The organism is uncultured Kriegella sp. (genome assembly GCF_963975415.1).
GTDB lineage: Bacteria > Bacteroidota > Bacteroidia > Flavobacteriales > Flavobacteriaceae > Kriegella.
The window spans coordinates 265,197-286,662 of record NZ_CAXBGN010000001.1; the positions used below are offsets into that span (position 1 = coordinate 265,197).

At 39.5% G+C, this 21,466-nt stretch carries 19 protein-coding genes; 6 read left to right on the plus strand and 13 right to left on the minus strand.

All coding sequences use genetic code 11. The features are described from left to right. Positions 1-112: 112 nt before the first annotated feature. The gene (locus tag AACZ88_RS01130) at positions 113-2,683 is read left to right on the plus strand and encodes a zinc-dependent metalloprotease (RefSeq protein ID WP_339704946.1); all 2,571 of its coding nucleotides are present in this window, start codon (positions 113-115) and stop codon (positions 2,681-2,683) included. A gap of 47 nt (positions 2,684-2,730) precedes the next feature. Here AACZ88_RS01130 and AACZ88_RS01135 read toward each other — a convergent pair whose 3' ends face one another. From AACZ88_RS01135 to AACZ88_RS01180, 10 genes are all read right to left on the minus strand, one after another. Then, on the minus strand, positions 2,731-3,351 hold the full coding sequence (locus AACZ88_RS01135) for an L-threonylcarbamoyladenylate synthase (RefSeq protein ID WP_339704949.1): 621 nt from the start codon (positions 3,349-3,351) through the stop codon (positions 2,731-2,733). A gap of 384 nt (positions 3,352-3,735) precedes the next feature. Beyond that, entirely contained in the window at positions 3,736-4,416 is a 681-nt protein-coding gene (locus tag AACZ88_RS01140) for a hypothetical protein (RefSeq protein WP_339704952.1), read from the minus strand. 100 nt (positions 4,417-4,516) lie between these two features. After that, positions 4,517-5,056, minus strand: coding sequence for an SRPBCC family protein (locus AACZ88_RS01145; protein WP_339704955.1), 540 nt, complete (start codon positions 5,054-5,056; stop codon positions 4,517-4,519). Positions 5,057-5,073: 17 nt separating this feature from the next. Further along, on the minus strand, positions 5,074-5,361 hold the full coding sequence (locus AACZ88_RS01150) for a hypothetical protein (RefSeq protein ID WP_339704958.1): 288 nt from the start codon (positions 5,359-5,361) through the stop codon (positions 5,074-5,076). A gap of 9 nt (positions 5,362-5,370) precedes the next feature. Beyond that, complete coding sequence (locus AACZ88_RS01155) at positions 5,371-5,805, minus strand: VOC family protein (protein ID WP_339704961.1); 435 nt, start codon at positions 5,803-5,805, stop codon at positions 5,371-5,373. 32 nt (positions 5,806-5,837) lie between these two features. After that, a complete protein-coding gene (locus AACZ88_RS01160; RefSeq protein WP_339704964.1) occupies positions 5,838-6,224 on the minus strand; it encodes a VOC family protein in 387 nt (128 codons plus the stop codon). 54 nt (positions 6,225-6,278) lie between these two features. Further along, a complete protein-coding gene (locus tag AACZ88_RS01165; protein WP_339704967.1) occupies positions 6,279-6,542 on the minus strand; it encodes a hypothetical protein in 264 nt (87 codons plus the stop codon). Further along, entirely contained in the window at positions 6,535-6,924 is a 390-nt protein-coding gene (locus AACZ88_RS01170; protein ID WP_339704970.1) for a VOC family protein, read from the minus strand. Before AACZ88_RS01170 ends, AACZ88_RS01165 begins: the two co-directional genes overlap by 8 nt. 128 nt (positions 6,925-7,052) lie before the next feature. Continuing rightward, positions 7,053-7,625 carry a cyclic nucleotide-binding domain-containing protein gene (locus AACZ88_RS01175; RefSeq protein WP_339704973.1) on the minus strand — a complete coding sequence of 191 codons (573 nt, stop codon included), beginning with the start codon at positions 7,623-7,625 and terminating at the stop codon, positions 7,053-7,055. A 36-nt stretch (positions 7,626-7,661) separates the two neighbouring features. Further along, complete coding sequence (locus AACZ88_RS01180; RefSeq protein WP_339704976.1) at positions 7,662-9,989, minus strand: UvrD-helicase domain-containing protein; 2,328 nt, start codon at positions 9,987-9,989, stop codon at positions 7,662-7,664. A gap of 134 nt (positions 9,990-10,123) precedes the next feature. Between AACZ88_RS01180 and AACZ88_RS01185 the strand changes: the two genes are divergently transcribed. From AACZ88_RS01185 to AACZ88_RS01200, 4 genes are all read left to right on the plus strand, one after another. Beyond that, a complete protein-coding gene (locus AACZ88_RS01185) occupies positions 10,124-10,675 on the plus strand; it encodes a DsrE family protein (protein ID WP_339704979.1) in 552 nt (183 codons plus the stop codon). A 5-nt stretch (positions 10,676-10,680) separates the two neighbouring features. Further along, positions 10,681-11,955 (plus strand): amidohydrolase, encoded by a 1,275-nt coding sequence (locus AACZ88_RS01190; protein ID WP_339704982.1) that lies wholly within the window; start codon positions 10,681-10,683, stop codon positions 11,953-11,955. A 74-nt stretch (positions 11,956-12,029) separates the two neighbouring features. After that, positions 12,030-13,637 (plus strand): FMN-binding glutamate synthase family protein, encoded by a 1,608-nt coding sequence (locus AACZ88_RS01195; RefSeq protein WP_339704985.1) that lies wholly within the window; start codon positions 12,030-12,032, stop codon positions 13,635-13,637. A 31-nt stretch (positions 13,638-13,668) separates the two neighbouring features. Further along, entirely contained in the window at positions 13,669-14,436 is a 768-nt protein-coding gene (locus AACZ88_RS01200; RefSeq protein ID WP_339704988.1) for a hypothetical protein, read from the plus strand. A 74-nt stretch (positions 14,437-14,510) separates the two neighbouring features. Here AACZ88_RS01200 and AACZ88_RS01205 read toward each other — a convergent pair whose 3' ends face one another. Beyond that, positions 14,511-17,564 (minus strand): PVC-type heme-binding CxxCH protein, encoded by a 3,054-nt coding sequence (locus tag AACZ88_RS01205; RefSeq protein ID WP_339704991.1) that lies wholly within the window; start codon positions 17,562-17,564, stop codon positions 14,511-14,513. Between the two features lie 241 nt (positions 17,565-17,805). Here AACZ88_RS01205 and AACZ88_RS01210 point away from each other — a divergent pair, with 241 nt between their 5' ends. Next, positions 17,806-18,324, plus strand: a complete 519-nt coding sequence (locus tag AACZ88_RS01210; protein WP_339704994.1) for a hypothetical protein — start codon at positions 17,806-17,808, stop codon at positions 18,322-18,324. A 72-nt stretch (positions 18,325-18,396) separates the two neighbouring features. Here AACZ88_RS01210 and AACZ88_RS01215 read toward each other — a convergent pair whose 3' ends face one another. Both AACZ88_RS01215 and AACZ88_RS01220 read right to left on the minus strand, forming a co-directional pair. Next, positions 18,397-19,305 carry a patatin-like phospholipase family protein gene (locus AACZ88_RS01215; protein WP_339704997.1) on the minus strand — a complete coding sequence of 303 codons (909 nt, stop codon included), beginning with the start codon at positions 19,303-19,305 and terminating at the stop codon, positions 18,397-18,399. A gap of 1 nt (position 19,306) precedes the next feature. Continuing rightward, on the minus strand, positions 19,307-21,394 hold the full coding sequence (locus AACZ88_RS01220) for a M1 family metallopeptidase (RefSeq protein WP_339705000.1): 2,088 nt from the start codon (positions 21,392-21,394) through the stop codon (positions 19,307-19,309). Positions 21,395-21,466 lie beyond the last annotated feature (72 nt).

Below are 21,466 nucleotides of genomic sequence, written 5' to 3' on the forward strand. Positions count from 1 at the left end.
TTCAATTAAAAAATAAGGTACCATTATAACAACCCTGTATTTACGCATAATTGATGTGTTGGAGAAAAAGAAGAAGAAATACTATATTTTAGAATAAAACGTTTTTTAAATTATGAGACTGTTTGTTGGAATAATTGGGGCACTATTACTTGTAAGTTCCTGCGGTGTCGTGGGATCATCTATAAATGGCTCTAGTTCTAAATCTACAAACTTGGCCCTCGAAGCATCAAAGGCCAAGTCATATGACAAAATCATACCTAAGGAAGCCATTTCACAAAAAGGGCTTTTTACCGTTCATAATGTAAACGATAAGTATTTTTTTGAGATTTCCGATAGCATCTTAAATCGTGAGATCTTAGTAGTCACCCGTTTTATAAAAACGCCGGCGGGCGCTCGAAATTATGGTGGTGAAGAAATCGGGGAAAAGACTATAATCTTCGAAAAAGGTCCCCAAGATAAAATTTTTCTTCGTGTTTCTACTTTGGTGAGCATGGCCAGTGAGGACAATGAAATTTCACAGGCGGTAAACAATTCAAACGTCACCCCAATTTTAGAATCCTTTGATATTACTACAAGAAACAAGGATGATGATTCGTCTGTAATTGAAGTTACTGATTTTCTGAACAGTGAAAATACTTTATTGACTTTAAGTAGTCCACAAAAAGACGCTTACGGACTTACAAGCATTGAAAAAGATAAATCTTATATTCTGGGAATTTCTTCTTTCCCATTAAATACAGAGGTACAAACTGTCAAAACCTATAAGGCAAAAACAAGTAAGGGAAACAGAAAAAAAGAACTTCCCGCAGCAATTTTATCGGGAGTCGTTACTTTAGAAATCAACAACTCGTTTATAATGCTTCCTAAAGAGCCAATGAAAAAAAGAATGTATGATCCCCGTGTAGGGTATTTCGCGAGTTCTTATTTGGAGTACGAAGACGATCAGCAGCAAGTCGACCGCAACACCTATATTCATAGATGGCGATTGGAACCAAGGGACGAGGATGTGGAATGGTGGAAAAAAGGGGAATTGGTAACTCCGAAAAAACCGATTGTCTTCTATTTAGACCCGGCTACCCCAAAAAAGTGGAGGAGCGCTTTAATTCAGGGAATCAACGACTGGCAGCAGGCCTTCGAACAAGCCGGTTTTAAAAATGCAATCGTCGGTAAAGAATGGCCTAAAGATGATGCTTCGATGAGTTTAGAAGATTCAAGGTTTTCGGTTTTACGGTATTTTGCCTCTCCTTTTAAAAATGCCTACGGACCCAATATTGTTGACCCAAGAAGTGGTGAAATATTGGAAAGTCATATCGGATGGTACCATAATCTAATGAATTTGTTGCATAATTGGTATCTGGTTCAAGCCGGTGCCGTAGATCCAAGAGCCCAGAGTATGGAGTTTGACTCTGAACTTATGGGAGAATTGATTCGTTTTGTTGCTTCACATGAAGTTGGCCACACTTTGGGCCTTCGTCATAATATGGGAGCCAGCTATGCCACACCTGTAGAGAAATTGCGTGATGCAGAGTGGTTACGTAAAAATGGTCATACCAGCTCGATAATGGATTATGCTCGTTTTAATTATGTGGCACAACCGGAAGACAGTATACCATCACAAGATTTAATGCCAAGAATTGGTGATTATGACAAATGGGCCATACAATGGGGTTATGGTAAAATTCCCGATGGCCTTGCCGCTCAAACTGAAAAGGAAATATTGAACCAATGGGTTGTAGATAGTGTTTCGAACAATCCACGTCTATGGTTTGGTGGTGAAGGCCGTGATTTTGACCCCCGATCCCAAACAGAAGACCTTGGAGATAATGCCATGGTAGCCAGCACATATGGAATCATGAACTTGCAGCGTATTGTGCCACACTTGACCGAATGGACCAAAAATAAGAGCAGTGATGATTATTCAAGTCTTGATCAGGTCTATCAAGCCCTTATAAAACAATATGAAAACTACCTTTTTCATGTGTCAAAAAATATAGGCGGTATTTATGTAACCCCAAAAACTGTTGGGGAACAGGGTGAAGTGTATTGTCCCGTTCCCAAAAGCGTTCAAAAGGAGGCGCTGGTTTTTTTGAACAACAATATTTTAAAAGAACCCAAATGGTTGATCAATAATGAAATTCTAAATAAGACCGCTTCACCCCAGTCAAAAGAATCGATTACCAAAACAATGGAGAGTATTCTTCTTAATCTTATCGGAGGTAGTAGAATGAGTAGAATGACGTTTATTGCCGAGCGCTATACCAATGAAGACACTTATGCACCGGAGGAATACCTTGACGACCTAAATCAACTAATTTGGGGCGATATGAATGTATTCTATTCGACCACCGCCTATCAAAGAAAAATACAGAAGGCCTACGTAGCCCATATGATTACCCTATATAAACCTAGTGAAGCCGAAGGTGTTGTTGAAGGTATTTTGGCAAAGCTTTCAGAGGGATACACTTCGAATACCGATGTTCGGTCGCTTGCCTTGGATAATTTGACCACTTTGCAACGAAAAATAAAAGGTACGATTCCCGTCATTACACACCGAATGACAAAAGCGCACTTAAATTATTTAAAAAGGGAAATAGACGAGGTCATCGGGGAGTTAAAAGACCCTCCAAACTTCTATATCCCGGCAAACCCTGACATTTCGATAAAGGCTGAAGAGAATGAGTAAAGCTTCCTAAGTGGTAACCCAAAAAACAACTACCGCCATGAAAGTATTTATAAGATATCTAAGGAGCCTTTACCTTCCCGAACAACAATTGGTTCATGTCCTGACAAATCAATTACCGTGGAAGCTACATTGTCACCATACCCCCCGTCGATTACCACATCAACAAGGTTCTCCCATTTTTCAAAAATCAATTCGGGGTCTGTAGTATATTCCAATAAATCATCATCGTCACGAATAGAAGTAGACACTATGGGGTTGCCCAAAGCCTCGACCAGCGTCTTGGCAATGGCATTATCGGGTATTCGAATACCCACCGTTTTTTTCTTCTTGAAATCTTTAGGAAGATTATTGTTTCCTGGTAAAATAAAAGTATATGGCCCAGGTAACGAACGCTTTAAAATTTTAAAAGTCGAGGTCTCGATTTGACGTACATAGTCGGAAAGATTACTTAAATCAGCACAAATAAACGACCAATTGGCCTTGGCCAGCTTAACTCCCTTTATTCTAGCTATTCGTTCTAACGCCCTAGAATTGGTTATATCACAACCGAGTCCGTAAACCGTATCGGTAGGATAAATTATCAGTCCACCTTTTCGTAAGACATCCACTACCCTGGCAATTTCCTTTGGGTTGGGGTTCTCTTCGTATATCTTAATTAGTTCTGCCATTTATTCTTTCAAAATAACTTTTATCCACTAAAAGTCGGTACAAACACTTTAAATAAGCACGCGACCACAAATTTCTATCACAATATTGATGCCAATAAAAATAACCTAATTTTTTATACAATGCACGGTTAAATCGGCATCCTGTCTTCCGTTGTCATTTTTACAACGAAGTAGAAAATCATATGGAGAAAATGATAAAATTTGTTTAATACGCCTTAAAACACGGGAGGAATAACAAAATTAGGTTTGTAATGGAGGATCTCAATAAAATCACATCGGATATTAAAGAAGATAAGGCAATCTCAACAGAGAATTATGCTAGGAATGAAATATATTTCAAGTCTCCCCATCAATATTAGGAAAATCTAACAGTCTAAATGACCATCAGCCATGTTCTTTTTTGAAAAATGATTGTATTGCCACCAAGTGAGAAAACATCACAATGGGTACTATAAACGTTGGTAACCAAATAAAAGGAAAATAGAAAATAGCAATATTAGGTTGGTCGAAAGCAAATTGTTGAAAAGGTAAGGGTGCTGATAGAATCGCATTGATAACAATGTTCATTAATAAAAGTAAACCTAACCCGTTCCAAATAGCAATAAACTTTCGACCAATCTTTTTCTTTGCAAAACCAAAATAGTAGACAAGAGGAGCTGTCAACCCTGCTAAAATATCGAAGTTGCGGCCCTCAAAAGTCATTAACCCAGGAATCTTTTCATATAAGAACAGCCAATACAATACGATTTCTACAGGAATGCGAACCGTATGCAACAAAGTCAGCGTTTTCAGATTCAATGCACTTATCCATCGTTTGCCTTTCTTTGAAAGAAATAAAACTATAATAAATACCAGCGTTGGCGGTACTCCCAAAAGGAATTTAGCTGGCTTTTCGCTGATATCTGAATAATACCCATAATATGCTAAAAGTCCTTGAACGGTAAGCCAAAGTAAAGCGATAAAACCAACAGTTTTACTATAGTTTGCAGCTTGAAGAAATAGTACGAATGTGAATACTACAGCCATCAAAAAAACAAAATAGCTAAAGAATGGAAGGTTGGGCATTAACATATAGGTTTTATACTACTTTGAATTTAAAAGATAAATAAAGGGGGAATATTTGTCCAGCTTAAAAAAACATACAACAGCCCTTATTTAATACTTTCTATTCTTCGAGGTTTTCTTTAAGATTCTGCAGTCCGGTAGCTAAATCATCTCCTATCATTCCTTCAAAATCCATAAATAATAACATTAGATTCATGGGGTAATCCATATGCCCATTAAAGCCCCATTTGACTTCGGTTTTTTCATCCGACAAACTTTGGGTGGTCATATAGGCCGATTCGGTAGATTCAAAAGGCTCAAAAAAACGCAGTTCAAAATCGATACGCTCCCCTTCCGCTATCTTAAGAATTTCCTGCTCGCCAGAGCCTACATCTTCTTTATCACTTTTCCAAGCGGAAACAAACCCTACCGTACCATCGGTTCCACGAAACGACTTTTCCATATTCGGATCCATCATCGCCCATTTGCTGTATTCATTTTGATTTTTTAAACGCTTGATGTATTCAAAAACCTCTTGCTTGGGTTTATTTATCGTTATCTCTTCTTCAACGTCATATTCTTTTTGGGTAAACAATGCTATAATCAATGGTATTGCAATTATGATTGCGATTATGATTAATATTTTCTTTAAGTATTTCATAAATGTGGTTTTTATGGTTATTTTTTTAATCTCAATTTATGCGGGCTCGTTTTTGGAATTCGTTCAATTATATTTCGTGCCTCCAAATCTAGTTTGACGGTTACGACATACCAGACTACTTTTCCGTCGAAAGAATTCGACAACTTTTCAACTGCAAGGTCAGAGAGGGCGCCATAGGTAATTTCAGTGTGTTCCCGTATGGTCTCGATTATAAACGATTTAATAGTGTCATACCTCCTTTTCAAGATGTTCACTCCTGATTTTCCCTGTGGGTGTAGTGTCATTATTTTGTCAGCTGAGTCCATATCACCTTTTTAGTTTGAACCGGCATTAAAACTTACCATCCAATTGATATTGAATTTATCGGTACACATTCCAAAGTAATCGCCCCAAAACGTATCTTCGATAGGCATCGTAATATTTCCGCCTTCCGATAAACTACGAAATAAAAAATCAGCTTCAACTTTTGTCTGCGCGGTTATTGAGATAGATATATTGTTGCCCACAATCGTTTTACCCGCCCATTCCCCACCGGTATCACTACCCATTAACCGGGTTTCTTTACTAATGGGTAATGAAATATGCATAATTTTCTGTTTGTCTTCCTCGGAGAGTGGATATTTGGGATCTTCAGGCATTTCGGAAAATCGACCTACATAATCGAACTCTCTGCCAAAAATAGATTTATAGTGATCGAATGCCTCTTCGCAATTCCCTAAAAATGTGAGATATGGATTTATAGTTGCCATGGTGCTTCGTATTATAAAATTTAAAATTTTAGCTATTTCAAGGAGTGTAGTCCAATCATATTTCCTTCGGTATCAGTGACTAAACTGATAAATCCGTATTCTCCTATTCCCATTTTTGACTTAAAAATGGTTCCGTTGGCACCCACCACCCTACTCTCTTCGTTGCCACAATCAGCACAGGAAAAATAAACGATGGTACTATTGGCACCCGCCTTAACACCCTCCATATGTACCAAGGCACCGGAACAACCGAATTCTTTCATATCAGAGGGGAATGCCAACATCTGAAGTGGTTCATCAGGAGTTGGGTTCACTAACTCGGTTAGTGTTACTTCAAAAACGGTTTCATAGAATTTCTGGGCACGCGCTATATCATTGACATAAATTTCGAACCATCCTACCGGGTTTTTCATTTCCATTATTATTGTATTTTAGGTTAAATCAAACGGTATGTCATACTGGCGCATACCTTATTATGTATAAAATTTTGGTTCAATTTCTTTAGTTGTTTGATCGGTGAGTTCATCTAGAATACTGGCTTTGAAACCAAAGCGCTCAAGAATTTCCAAGATACCATGCACATGCTCAGACACCCCAATACCTTCTACCCGAAGTATGTTATCACAATCTTCGAGATCAAAATTGATTTTATAAGTTGGGTATCGCTCTAGCAGCCGAATTACGATAAAACCGGCATGCCATTCATCTTTTATATTCGTCTTATATACTTCAACCATTCGATTCCTTCATTTCTTCCATCACCGATAGAATATTCCCGGCAGGGTCTTTGAACCAAGCAATTAGTGGTCCGCCATTACGGGAGACACCCATTTTATCGGTGTTGAGTTCTTTATATTGCTCGAAAACTATTCCTTTTTCGGTAAGTGCTTCTACAGTTTTCAGTACGTCATCGACTGGAAAATTCAGGACTGTAAAAGTTGCAGGAACATGATTTACCTTCGGATAAATGATCGTTGTATTATCACTTTCCAAGTGAAGTGTTAAAAATCCCATGGGATTGTCGGTAACTTTTAACCCCAGAATAGCTCGATAGAAGGTCTTGGCTTTTTCAATGTCGTCGACCGAGAAGCTACCAAAAGCCTTGGATTCTCTTAACATGACATTTATACTTATAGTTACTATTTATAACCTATGACAAAAAAAGCATCATAGTCACTAGTACGCGTTATACTCAAAAATAAAGAATAAAGAGCGGCAACTTCTTGCCCTATGACAAGAAATAGTATTTACAATTTAGCACTTTCTTTACGAATCCTACTAAGGGAAGTATCCGTAATCCCCAGATATGACGCGACATGTTTCAATGGTGCTTGCTGTACTACTTTTGGTCGGGTTTCCAGTAAAGTAAGGTAGCGCTGCGTGGCAGAATTGGTAATTATAGAAACTGACCGTTGCTTACATTCGAACAAGCTTTGAGACATCCATGTACGGCCCCATTCGCTAAACCCTTCCAATGTATGAAAAAGCTTTTGAAAACAATCAAAATTTATTTTCCAACATACGCAGTCTGTCAAAGCCTGAATATTCTCGGCTGTTGGTATACGTTGAAAAAGGGAGGAAACTTCGATAACAACATCGGCATCGGTGAAAAAATTAGTGGTAATGTCGATACCATCAAAGTTATGGACAAAAGCCCGCATCAAGCCACTTTCCATAACCCAGTATTCATTGGCAATTTGACCTTCACGTAATAGAAATTCACCCTTGGCATACGTATCCCTTTGATGCGCCCCAATGATTTTTTTTAAATCTTCTTGGGAAAGTAAGGGATGCCTATATACCCGTTCTAAGGAATTCATTTGAATTTTGATAAACCTGTTATTTCGTTTTACAAACTACTCCAATACCTCCAATTTAGCAAACCGTAATAATAGTTTTTTAATATCGCCTTTTTCAAACATTATCTCGGCCTTCTTATCGTTTCCAACTCCCTCTATTTTTATCACTTTTCCACGACCGAATCGGGTATGGTTCACTAAAGAACCCTCTCCTAAATTGGGGTCTATCGCATTGGTATTACCAATAGGTTCCGCTAATTGCGGCTTTAACTTCCGCAATTTACGCAGTTGGTTTTGGTTGGGTTTCTGTGTACTGGGGGGTGTTGAGCTGACCGGTTTGTTCTGTCGTAATTTACTTTTGTCAACATCGCCAAAAATATCGGTATCTATCATCGATTTATACCGATATGTATTTTCTATAGGTGTTAAATTTTCTATATATTTCTCATCGATTTCCTCTAAAAATCGACTTGGTTCGGCGTCGATAAGCTTTCCCCAACGGTACCTATTTTGAGTATACGTCAAATAAGCCTGTTTCTCAGCACGGGTCAAGGCAACATAGAACAGCCTACGTTCCTCTTCGAGTTCGCTTCGCGTATTCATACTCATCGCCGACGGAAACAAATCTTCCTCCATCCCGACAATATAAACATAGGGAAACTCCAACCCTTTGGCCAAATGTATGGTCATCAAAGCAACTCGATCGTCATCACCGGTGTCATTATCCAAATCGGTAGCCAAAGCTACATCTTCCAGAAATTCACTGATATCTCCTGTTGCATCTGCCAATTCTTTTTGACCTTCTACAAAATCTTTGATACCATTGAGCAACTCCTCGATGTTTTCCATGCGACCGATACCCTCTGGTGTGCCGTCTTTTTTAAACTCCAAAAGTATGCCCGTTTTCTTGGCCACATGTTCTGACAAGGTGAACGCATCGGTGCCTTCGTTCATAATCTGAAAACTTTTGATCATGGTCACAAAATCTTCCAATTTACGCTTGGTACCCGAATTAATCTTTAGATTGATCTTGTCGAGATTTTCCATTACCTCAAAGATGGAACGGCCATAATGGTTTGCCGCAACCACAAGTCTATCTATTGTAGTTTGACCTATACCACGGGCGGGAAAGTTGATTATACGCTTTAATGCTTCCTCATCTTTCGGATTAATGACCAAACGAAGATACGATAGTACATCTTTGATTTCTTTACGTTGATAAAAAGAGAGGCCGCCATAGATACGATAGGGAATATCTCTCTTTCGCAGCGCATCTTCAATGGCCCTTGATTGGCTATTCGTTCGATACAATACCGCAAAATTGTTATTGGGCAGTTGTTCCTGCATCCTATGCTCAAAAATCGAACCGGCCACAAACCGACCCTCTTCGGCATCGGTAATACTTCGGTGTATTTTGATCGGTGCTCCCTCATCATTGTCCGTCCATACCACCTTTTCCAATTGATTCTTATTCTTTTCAATAATCGAATTGGCAGCATTTACAATATTTTTGGTCGAACGATAGTTCTGCTCCAAACGGTACATCCCCACATTGTCATAATCACGTTGAAAATTGAGAATGTTGCTGATATTGGCCCCACGAAAGGAATAAATACTTTGGGCATCATCACCAACAACGCAAATATTGTGGTACCTATCGGCCAATGCCTTAACAATTAAATATTGTGAATGGTTGGTATCTTGGTACTCATCTACCAATATGTATCGAAACCGATTTTGATATTTCATCAAAACCTCTGGAAAGCGATTTAACAATTCATTCGTTCGCAATAAAAGATCATCAAAATCCATAGCTCCAGCCTTAAAACAACGCTCTACATAATTCTGATAAATTTCTCCCATTCGCGGTCTTTTTGCCATGGCATCGGCCTCGACCAGTTCAGGGTTTTTCATATACGCCTTTACTGTAATTAGGCTGTTCTTATACGAGGATATACGGTTCTGTACCTGTTTGTATTTGTAAACATCTTTGTCGAGCCCCATTTCCTTAATAATCGAAGCGATAAGTCGTTGGGAGTCTTGCGTATCATATATTGTAAAATTACTGGGATAGCCCAATTTGTCGCCGTCGAAGCGTAGCAATTTGGCAAAAACCGAGTGAAAGGTACCCATCCAGAGATTTTTGGCCTCCGAATTACCCACAATATCGGCAATACGCTTTTTCATTTCCCGTGCCGCCTTGTTGGTAAAGGTCAATGCCAGTATATTAAAAGAATCGACACCTTGTGCCATCAAATGGGCAATACGATAGGTCAATACTCGGGTCTTACCAGACCCCGCTCCCGCAATGACCATCAATGGCCCATCTTTATGCAAGACTGGGGCCTTTTGCGCATCGTTTAATTCATCGATAAAATTCTTCAACAGCTTTGTTTTTTTTGGACTGTGAATTTAGCCATAATTCAGGTTATGTAGAAATCAACTCCTTTAGATTTATGAACAATGAAATTGCCATTGTACCTATTTTGAATATATTTAGCTTTTAAATAATCAATTGTATGCATAAAACGGCTTTGAAGTCCAATTTTATAACGCTTATATTTTTGGGTTTAATGGCGCATAGCTTAGCACAAACCAAAAAAAGTGGGCCTATAATAGCGGACTATGGGAGTGTCTGGAAAGTTGACAAACAAGATTTCAAGGTAAATACCACCAAAACTTACAGGGTCGTCTTTGATGTCTCGTACTCCCCCAACGACAAGTCACAACTAAACGCGAGTATAGAGACCGCTGCAAGGTTTCTGAACATGCATGCTCAAAACGGTGTCCCCTTAAATCAATTAAAAGTGGCGTTAGTAGTACATGGCAAGGCTGCGAAAGACCTTCTTTTATCTGAAGCTTATATTGCCAAATGCGGAGTAGAGAATCCGAATGAAGAATTATTGAACGATTTAATGCATGTTGGAGTCGATGTCGTCTTATGCGGACAAACTTTTTCCTCAAATGGTTTTTTAAAGGAAGACCTGATAAACGGTGTACAGTTATCACTTTCTGCTATGACCGCTTTGATCCAACTACAGGACGATAACTATAGATTGATAAAATTTTAGCACAAATGAAAATATTGGGAGTTTTGGTCGTATTTCTTTTAGGATGCACCCTTCAAGCACAGGGGCAAAATCTAGAAAAAGAATATACAGCAATTGAGCGTAAGGTAATTGAATGGAGACGTCATTTTCATCAACATCCCGAATTGAGTAATCGTGAGTTTAAAACTTCGGAAAAAATTGCCAAACATCTTACTGACTTGGGCATTGAAGTTCAGACGGAAGTAGCCCACACAGGCGTAGTAGGTATTTTAAAAGGAAATAAACCAGGAAAAGTTGTTGCGCTTCGCGCTGATATGGATGCTTTACCCGTTACCGAACGCAATGACTTACCATTTAAATCAAACGTAACCTCTGAATTTATAGACGAACAAGTAGGGGTGATGCATGCTTGTGGACACGACACCCACATCGCCATTTTGATGGGGGTCGCCGAAATACTCGCAAAAAACAAAGATAAGATCAGAGGCACTGTGAAATTTATTTTCCAGCCCGCCGAGGAAGGCCCTCCCCCAGGGGAAGAAGGTGGTGCACTGCTGATGATAAAAGAGGGCGTATTAAAAAACCCTGATGTTGATGCTATTTTTGGGCTGCATATTAATTCAAGTACTCCCGTAGGCGTCATCCGTTACAAACCTGGTGGAATGATGGCAGCCGTTCAGCGTTTTGTCATTGACGTTAAAGGGAAACAGACACACGGCTCAGAACCTTGGGGAGGCATCGACCCTATTCTTATCAGTGCAAAGATTATTGACGGACTACAAACCATTATAAGTAGGGAAACCGACCTTACCAACGAAGCGGCTGTCATCAGTGTCGGTAAAATTACAAGCGGGGTTCGGTTCAATATAATTCCAGAAAGCGCACAACTTATAGGCACCATTCGCACACTAGACTATGACATGCAAAAATTGATTACCCATCGAATGCAAGAAATGGTCCCTGACATTGCCAAAGCCTATGGCGGGCAAGCGACCATTGAAATCAAAAGTAATACCGACATTACCTATAATGACCCTGATTTAGTTGAACAAATGCTTCCTGTTATGCAAAAAGTAGCCGGGTCGGCAAACGTTCAACTTCGAAAAGCATCTACAGGAGGGGAAGATTTTTCCTATTTCCAGAGAGAAATACCCGGATTCTTTTTTTATTTGGGTGGCATGACCCCAGGAAACACTACACCCTACCCCCATCATACCCCAGATTTTAGTATAGATGAAAATGGATTGTTATTGGGCGTCAAAACTTTGACAGAGATGAGTTTGACTTATTTAAAACAATAAAAAAACACACCATCAGTTTTTGATGTAGATACTATACCACTCATAGGTTTTGGGGGCGTTGTAATTTAGATTTTATGGAACACTTATTAGATTTTTTTAAAAATATTCCGTGGTGGGCTTGGGTACTTGTCGTATTAGTTCTCATCGCAATTCGCGATATCTTTGTACAGCGTAGGCATACCATTTCACATAACTTCCCAATTGTTGGACACCTACGATATGCATTAGAAAGTATCGGTCCGGAAATGCGACAATATTTCGTAGCCAATAATCGAGAAGAGCTTCCTTTCAACCGTATTGAACGCAGCTGGATTTATGCCTCTGCCAAGAAAGAGAATAATTACGAAGGATTTGGAACGGATAGGGATATTTATGCCCATCAGCATATTTTTGTCAAGAACCAGATGATGGCCTATAACGTACAGAAAGACCATCCGAATGCCAAGGATAAGACATTTTTACCCTGTGCGAAGGTTATGGGGGGGTATAATCAACGTAGAAAACCATTTAGACCGGCATCGGTGATTAATGTGTCGGCCATGAGTTTTGGTTCATTATCGGCAGCTGCGGTCGAAGCTTTGAATAAAGGCGTGAAAAAATCAAGTGCCTACCATAACACAGGAGAAGGAGGGCTTTCTCCTTATCATAAACAAGGAGGTGATGTTATTTTCCATTTCGGAACCGGATATTTTGGCGTACGTGCGGCCGATGGTAGTTTTTCGCTCGATAAACTAAAAAATCTCACTGAAAAAAACCCTTGCATAAAAGCCATAGAAATCAAATTGTCACAAGGAGCAAAACCGGGTAAGGGAGGCGTATTGCCTGCCGCTAAAATCACTCATGAAATAGCTGAAATACGGGGGGTTCCGTTAGGAAAAGACGTGCTTTCCCCCGCCACACATTCTGCTTTTAACAGCATTGAAGAATTATTACTACTTATTGAGGCAATTGCAGAGGCCACAGGGCTTCCTGTCGGCATTAAAGGAGCTATTGGTAAGTTAGACCAGTGGGAACAACTGGCAGACCTGATGGTTAAGTCGAACAAGGGTCCTGATTTTATTACCGTTGATGGTGGAGAAGGCGGTACGGGAGCGGCTCCCCCTTCATTCGCCGATCATGTTTCCCTTCCTTGGGTCTATGGTTTTTCAAGTCTTTACAAGGTTTTTCAAAAAAGGGAACTGACGCAAAGAATAGTGTTTATAGGAAGTGGTAAGCTAGGGTTTCCGGCGAAAGCCGCCATGGCCTTTGCCATGGGCGCCGATTGTATCAATGTCGCCCGTGAGGCGATGATGAGCATCGGATGCATTCAAGCCCAGGTATGCCACACCAACCGATGTCCGTCAGGCGTGGCCACTCAAAGCAAGTGGTTGCAAAACGGAATCAACGTTCCTATAAAGTCGGATCGGCTTGCCCAATACTTCCAAACTTTTAGAAAAGAATTTTTAGAAATCACACATGCTTCAGGATATGAACATCCTTGTCAATACACCATGGACGACATTCAAGTCAATGTCGATGATAATGACCTGAACAAATCTTTGGCCTCTACTTATGGCTATAACAAGGTGAAAGTACCTTTTGAGGGTATGCAAAAACTAAGTGATTGTCAATATCTAGGTGGAAAACAACACATAGATTCGACCAACGTTGTTGATGAAAATGTTAGTTTTGTCAAAAATTAAATTAAAAATTCTATTATAAAATCCGTTCCCTATGAAAAAAACCATTCTTTTTATTCTTTTGGCTGTTCCTCTTTGTATGCATGCGCAGCGCAAAAGCGACCTCATAGCTGAAATTGAAAGTATTAAAACTTACCGTGATTCCATTCAAAATGAATTAATCAATACACAAAGAAGCGAAAAATCTAGTCTCGCCCGTATGGAAGCGGCCGAATCACAACTTTCAGAATTACGCGATGCCAATGCTTTACTCTTGCAAAATTTAAAAATGTTTACTGAAGCTTCGAACAAAAGATCAGCAAGTATTGGCAATACGCTTGAGAGTCTTAAGGAAAAGGAAGCCCAATTAAAAATTATCAAAGACGAGATTGCCAGTAACGATTCTACTGCCATCGTGATATTGACCAATGCCAAGCAAACCTTGGGTGAGAATGCCAAAATTTCGGTCAATCAAGGTGCCGTGGTAATTTCTGAAAAACTTACAACCCTTTTTGGTGATGGTGCCAAAGCGGATGTATCTGAAGCAGCCAACGACGTTTTGGGGAAAATAGCGAATATTTTATCGATCAACCCCAATATTGGTATTACGGTAGAGGGACTCAGCATGACAGGTGAACTTGATCTAGCTTTGAAACAAGCGGCGGCATTAGGCGGTATTTTACAAAAGCAATTTTCCATTGCTCCCGAAAGAATCACCGCAATCGGCAAAGACGGAAATTTTACCGAAGGAATAAATTTTCGATTACATCCGCAATTTGAAAAATTCTATTTGACGGTTCGTGAGAATATGAAGAATAATTAAAAAGAATAACATCCCTTGTCTTCTTTTTAGAATTCAAGGGATGTTCCTATGTAATTATTACTTTTTTCTTTGAATTATCCTTTGGTTATTAGGGTAGTTAAATACTCCACCAAATCGACCAATTCTTCCTCGTTCATTATCTTATGAAGTCCTTCTGTCATTAACGATTTATCCATAGCCGTTAATGCATCTATATCCGTTAATTCAACGGCCACTTGGGTACCACCCATCATTTTTAAAGTAAGCTCATCTTCCGTTCTGCTCAGTATATAGCCGGTATATGTTTTCCCATCCTTCATTTTAACGGTATAACCCTCATATCCGAAACTAATACCTGCACTTGGGTCGACGATATTGGAATACAAAAAGTTCTTCGACAACTTGCTTCCAATATCAGAAAGTGTTGGGCCGAATTCTACTCCATTACCATCGGCAACGTGACAAGCACTACAATACATATTGTAAACTTCCTTTCCTTTATCCGAATTGCCCGTACGCTCGACCAAGACATCGATATTGAGATTGCCAACCGAATCGTTCTTTAGAAAGCTGGGTGCACTATGTCGAATAAGGCTATCTCGGCTGCCCATTAATTTTAAGACCGCCGTTTTTCTATAAGCGCTATCCAGCTTATTCTCTTTAAGAAAATCATATAGTTTATGTTGGCCATCACTGGTATTCCCAAGACCCTCTACAATGTTACGCTTTAGGGGAAGCGAGAGCTTTTGACTAAAAAGACTTTCGGTCAACACATCGACCGCATCGGTATTTTTAATACTTCCTAGCAACCCGAGTATTTGCATCTTGTTAGACTCTGGTGCCTCTGATTCAAGATAGGCTTGCACCAATGGTTTACCACCAAAATCAAAGAGCACGCCCGCCGCTTCCTTTCGAAGTTCCCCAGCTACGCTACTTTTTAAAAGGACCTTGAACAAAGCTTGGTTTTGATCATAAAGTTTTAGATTTTTAATAGTCATCAGCCATTCCGGTGTTCCTTCGATTTGCGGAAGGACGCTTTTGACAGTTTGGATATTCTTTTTGGAATTGATTACAAAATCCCCATCCAACTGTCCTACCGCCAATGCCTTCAATTGCGCACCCGCCGGATGATCCATCGTTAGAAAATTCATGAGCAAGGCATTCTTTTTAGGATGTTCTTTAAAACTGAATGCCCTAAAATAAGAAGGTAACCTTTCATCGGGAACATTTCCGTTTTTGATTATCTCTGCCAACATGGGGACTGATTCAGAAGCCCTAACCCGCCAAACGATATCTTTACCACCGGCATCCATCCAATCGTTACCCATTTTTTTCTTCCATGCTCCAAAATAAAGATCGGGATATTGATCTGCCGCTATCCCTAAGGCTTCCAAATACCAGCGATCACCAGCTTCATGTTGTTGCGCCAAAACTGACCAAAGCTCGGCAGCCTTGGGGGTTCCCAAAAAGGCAAGGGCAAGGGCTACTTCCCGACGCACTTGCGGAGAGGGGTCGTTTACCATCTTTTCAAGATAGGTTTCCAGTGAAGTGCCTTCGGCCGCAAATTTCGCCATCCGTATACCTTGAACTCTAAATTTTATATCATCATCAGCTAATGCCATTTCAATATACACCGAAGCTTTTGCCGGTATATTCGCCCCCAACCATAAAGCGCGTGCTTTGGCAGTACCGCCTTTGGCCATTAATTCTTTTAAAATCGGCTCGCTGCTTTGCCCCATGGCATGAATTTTTTGCCACGATTGGTAAAAGACATCCATATTATCCGACAGTAATCCCACTGCAGCCCCTTCACCTGTACTAAAATCAAATTTCTCAGGCTGATAGCCCTCTTTAGTGGATAAATGATATATTCTTCCTCTTGAAATGTCTTCTGCCTTATGCCCCCCTACTCCTCCATCATACCAATCAGAAATAAAAAGCGATCCATCGGGAGCAACAGTCACATCATCAGGTCGAAACCAATCATCTTGGCTTTTCACCATGTTCTGAATTTTTGCCTCATAACCCGCGCCTTTTTCCGAAACAAAATAACTACGTACCACGTTATGCCCCGGTTCGGCATGAATCAATTGGTTTTGATATTTTTCAGGAAGGAGGTCGCCTTCATATATGATTATCCCGCAAGGCGACCCCGAGCCCGTCTGTAACAGATTAGGAACAGTTCCCGGATCGTTCAAGTGCCAATGCCGCTTTGGAATTTCAACATTCCAACCCGTTCTTCGTTCGCGCCAGCTTTGCCCCGTCAATGCATTTTTATAACCATAATTGCCATGCTCCATCAAAAAGTTGATCCGTACCCCTCGATTTCCATCGTCATCATTGTCCGATTGCCATAAACCTCCATAGGAATCAATGGTCAGTTCAAACGGATTTCTGAAATTATCTCCTAAAACCTCCACCCTAGAACCGTCCCAATTGGTACGAAATGCCATGCCTTCCCTAAATGGCTTACCTTCGTTAGTAATGGCTCTTCCATGAATATCGTTAACGATATTTCCATTCTTGTCTTTGAGCTGGCCTCCGTTATTTCCAAAATTAAAATAGAGTTTACCATCTGGTCCGAATACAAAGGCATGTACACCATGATCGTGGTCGACCCCCTCTATTCCTGTAAAAAGGATTTCTTTTGAATCGGGTATATCATCACCATCCTCGTCGGTAAAAACGAATACATTTGGGCTGACGGAAACAATTATTTTATTGCCCAGAACGGCAATACCCAAAGCAGAATTAATATCTTGACCCTGATAAAAAACTTTTGAACTGTCGGCTACACCATCGCCATCGGTGTCTTCTATAATCAAAATGCGGTCTCCCTTATCGTCATAGGTATTATTAGGATTTGCAAAAAGTCGGTAATTTCGCCCCTCGCAGACCCAAATTCGTCCTTTGGCATCAATGGCCATATTCGTAGGGTTGGTCACCATAGGTTCCGATGCAAATAATTCCATTTGCAGTCCTTCAGCAATATCCATTGAAGCCAGGGCATTTTCGGGTTTTCGTTTTTCTTGTTCGGAAAAGGCAGCATAATCAATTTCAGCATCTTTTTTTTCTTCTTCGCAAGAATTAAAAACTAAAATTGGTAGACAAAACAACAGAAGTGTAGGGAATTTAAAAACGGTATACATTGGTGGTTATATTAGAGGTTTGTTGTATTTCGATTCTAAAAGTAGGAAAAAAAGATATGCTTTGGAGCTAGGTTTCAACACCGCTAAAATTTGGTTTAATAGGGCCTTCGTTTTTTTATCGCTTTCACTTTGTTAACACTTTGACGTAGTGAATGTTAATATCATTTTAATTTGATTCTTCAAAATTGAATACTTTTTTGAAAAATGAGTCGTTCTAAATCAATAATCAAACCATCAAAAAATGACAGGAGAAGGAATTTTTCAATTATTCGCTTATACAATACCGGCCGTAGTCACTGGAGTTATTGCTTTCTATTTTTTCAGATTGCACACTAACAATGAAGAAGGACGACGACGATTTCTTCTACATAAAGATTCACAAAAAAACACATTACCCATTCGCCTTCAGGCGTATGAGCGTATGGCTTTATTTTTAGAGCGAATAGCAATACCAAGTCTTGTTGTTCGCGTTGCCCCAAAGTCTGCTGACAAGGGTGCCTATGAACAATTGCTGATCAAAACAATAGAAAATGAATTCGAGCATAACCTTTCACAACAGATTTATTTATCAGATGAATGTTGGAACGTTATCAAAGCTGCCAAAAGTGCCACGATACAAATGATTCGCAAGGCAGGGTTGAGCGAAACCGATTCGGCAGATAAACTAAGAGAAGATGTTTTGACCGAAACTATGGACAAATCTTCGCCTTCGGCCACGGCACTATCTTTTGTAAAGAAAGAAATTGGGGAGCTTTGGTAATTATCTAAACGAATGCTCCTGTTCTACACCCACTACTAAATAATTTGGCACCTATCTGAACTTTAAAAAAGCTCAGATTTCCGGTTCGATTTGATTTAATTCCGTATTCTTGTATTTTGCGAAATTATAGCCACTTTCCCACCAAGCCGTCATTTTTTCCTTATTGAAAATCAACGAATTTGTGGTTAATACCGCTGGGGTATAATAAAAATTAATAATGGCCTTATTATGTTTTGCCACGTATTTTCCAATGCGAATATTTTGGTGTTCGATTCTATCTAACATGTAACTGAACATCGTTGTGAGCAATGAAAAGGCGTTTTTCGAAGGCATGCGATTAAAAAGTGTGGTTTCGGTCTGCAGAATTATGGCATCTACCTCTGTCGCACCTCTTTTTATAGCCTCTTCAATAGGTACCATCGTACCCAACCCACCATCTGCATATTCACAACCATTCTTTTTTACCAATGACATAAATGGGGTGTAATTACACGAAATCCATATCCATTCGCAGAACTCTTCATATGTGAAATCATTTATCGATTTATACTCCACTTGATTCAGTGATAAATTCGAAACCGCAGCGGCAATATCTTTATGGCTTGATTTTAGCGTTTCGAACTCTTCGACCGTAAGCGTTTTTTTAATTAGTTTTAGCAGGTTATGGCTCTCCCCAAAAGTCTTGCTACCGTGATAAAAGTTTTTAAACACATTCCAATGGTTGATTGCAATATTGTCGACCCCGTGCTTTTTTTGAATGACAAACGGACAATTACTAAAAATACTATGCTGATTTACAGAAGTGTATACCTCTTTTATTTTTTCAATCTTGCCGAGAGCCAAGTGTGAAATCAACAAACTTCCTGTAGAGGTTCCTAAAAAAATGTCATATTTATGGTTGAGTTCTTGAATAAGGTATTGCGCAACGCCGCCTGCAAAAGCCCCTTTACTTCCACCACCCGAAATGACCAATGCTCTCATACTATTTTAATTTGGTTTCAATATAACGCTTTTCTTCAGGGTTTAGTTTCCCGCTCAAAGCCATAATGCGGTCTTTATACACTTTATCCTTTAATAATTCATCTAATAGGTCTCGCGCAAATTTCTTGAAGCGCCATGAATGATGTGTCGATGCTTGAATTAAATCTAAAAGGTTGGTTTCAGTAAAACCAAAAGCTTGCTTAAGATATTCAAACGCCCCCCTTCGTATTTCAAATGAATATTCAGGACTCGTATAACTACTCAATTCATCAAAATACAACTGGGTGTTACGACCTTCATAATCATTGGTCAATATTGCCAAGGTCAACCATAACAACCGTACATTTTTATTGGGTAACCCGGTAATTCCTTTGGTAGCATCTAAATATCTTTTTTGGTCATCAGGGTAAGCCATCCATAATTTTCCCAGGGCGCTCTCTACGATATGGTAACTTTTTTTATGGAGCAGGGCTTCCATCTTTTCTTTTGGATAAATCGAAATATCGGGTACCGTAGTTACCAAGGCCTTTTTTAAAAGGATGTTTTCTGAGTTTAGTACCTCATTTACGATTTCATCAGGAAGTATATTCGGGTAGTTCTTCACTACAAATATTTTGAATTCATTGGAATCAAAGCGATTCCAATAGTCTAAAAAATCAAACCCCTTGTCCGCTGCACCTTTGAGGTCTTTTTCCATTTCAAAAAGCAGGCTCAAAGCAGAAGAGGCATGCGCTAAGCGCCTTTTTGCCGCTTCTGAAGCTATCCCAGTGTTTTTTATCCAATCATCCGTAAAGCCTGATAAATCTTCACCGCTAGCCGCTTCCATCTCTTCAAGAAAATTGGCAATCGTCACATTCTTAAATTTGTACTTGTTTAAATAGCGTTGTATTCCTTTTTTAAATGCGGAATCCCCAATTTGGGAACGTAACATAAATAGGGCCCAAGCTCCTTTTTCATAAAAAATAAGACTGCCGGCTTTCGGGTCGTTAAGACTTTGGGCTTCTCCCCTATCGGCCAAGGCCTTTAACTCAAGTAACGTTTCATATAACTTCCAATAGAAATATTCATCGCCAAAAATTTCCTTTGCGGCCAAATAGGCATAATAAGTAGCAAAACCTTCATGTAACCAATGACTATGGCCGTCAACTTCAGTCACCAAATCGCCAAACCATTGATGTGCCAATTCATGGGCATTAACATTGATGTAATTTTTATCAATAAATGCAGTAGAATCAATAACGAAGCCATCGGAAAAAATAGTTGCACCAGTGTTTTCCATCCCTGAGTACAAAAAATCCCTTACCGGAATCTGCTTGTAATTCTGCCACGGATAAGGTACTCCTATTTCGGTTTCTAAAAAATCAAAAATACGTTTGGTGTATCTATAGGTCGGTTCGACCTTTGCACTATCATTTGGATAATAATAATTTGCAATCGGTATACCACTGGCAGCTGTTAGTTCTTGCTTTGAATAACTGCCGATCGCAAAGGCTAGCAAATAACTGCTCATAGGTTCCACCATGTCATAAGACCATACCCGCATGGCATCTTTGAGGGGTTTCTTTTCGGTATAAACGAGTTTTCCATTGGCGATTACTTCGTAGTTCGCATTAAAATTGATGTTCATGTCAAACACTACTTTTTCATTCATATCATCAAAACTAGGCAACCAATAGCTGGTATACTTGCCTTGACCTTGCGTCCAGATCTGCTCATTTCCGGAAATGGTGTCATCCCAACCCAAAAAATACACGGTTTGTTTTGGGTTGACGGTATAATCAAGCATCAATCGATAAGATTTTCCTTTTTTAAAGGATTTTTTTATGGTTATCGTTTTATCATCATAAGAAAAGTCCGCCTTTTTACCATTGAGCCGCGCCGCTTGAAAGTGCATATTTTTAGCATCCAGAAAAACGGAATCCACTGCATCTACTACATCAAACTCATAAGTAACCTGGCCTTTGATCTGTTTTTTTTGGGGAAGGGGTGAAATTGAAACCTTGGCATATAAGAAGTCTACCTTAGGTTGTTGTTGACTAAAAAGCAATACGGTAATTAGGAAGAAACAACTGCTATAAAAATATTTCATTTATAAATTAAATGGTTTGTTGTTCAAATTTAGCATTTTAGTTTGTTGCAGTTGTATGGGGTAACCGCTATT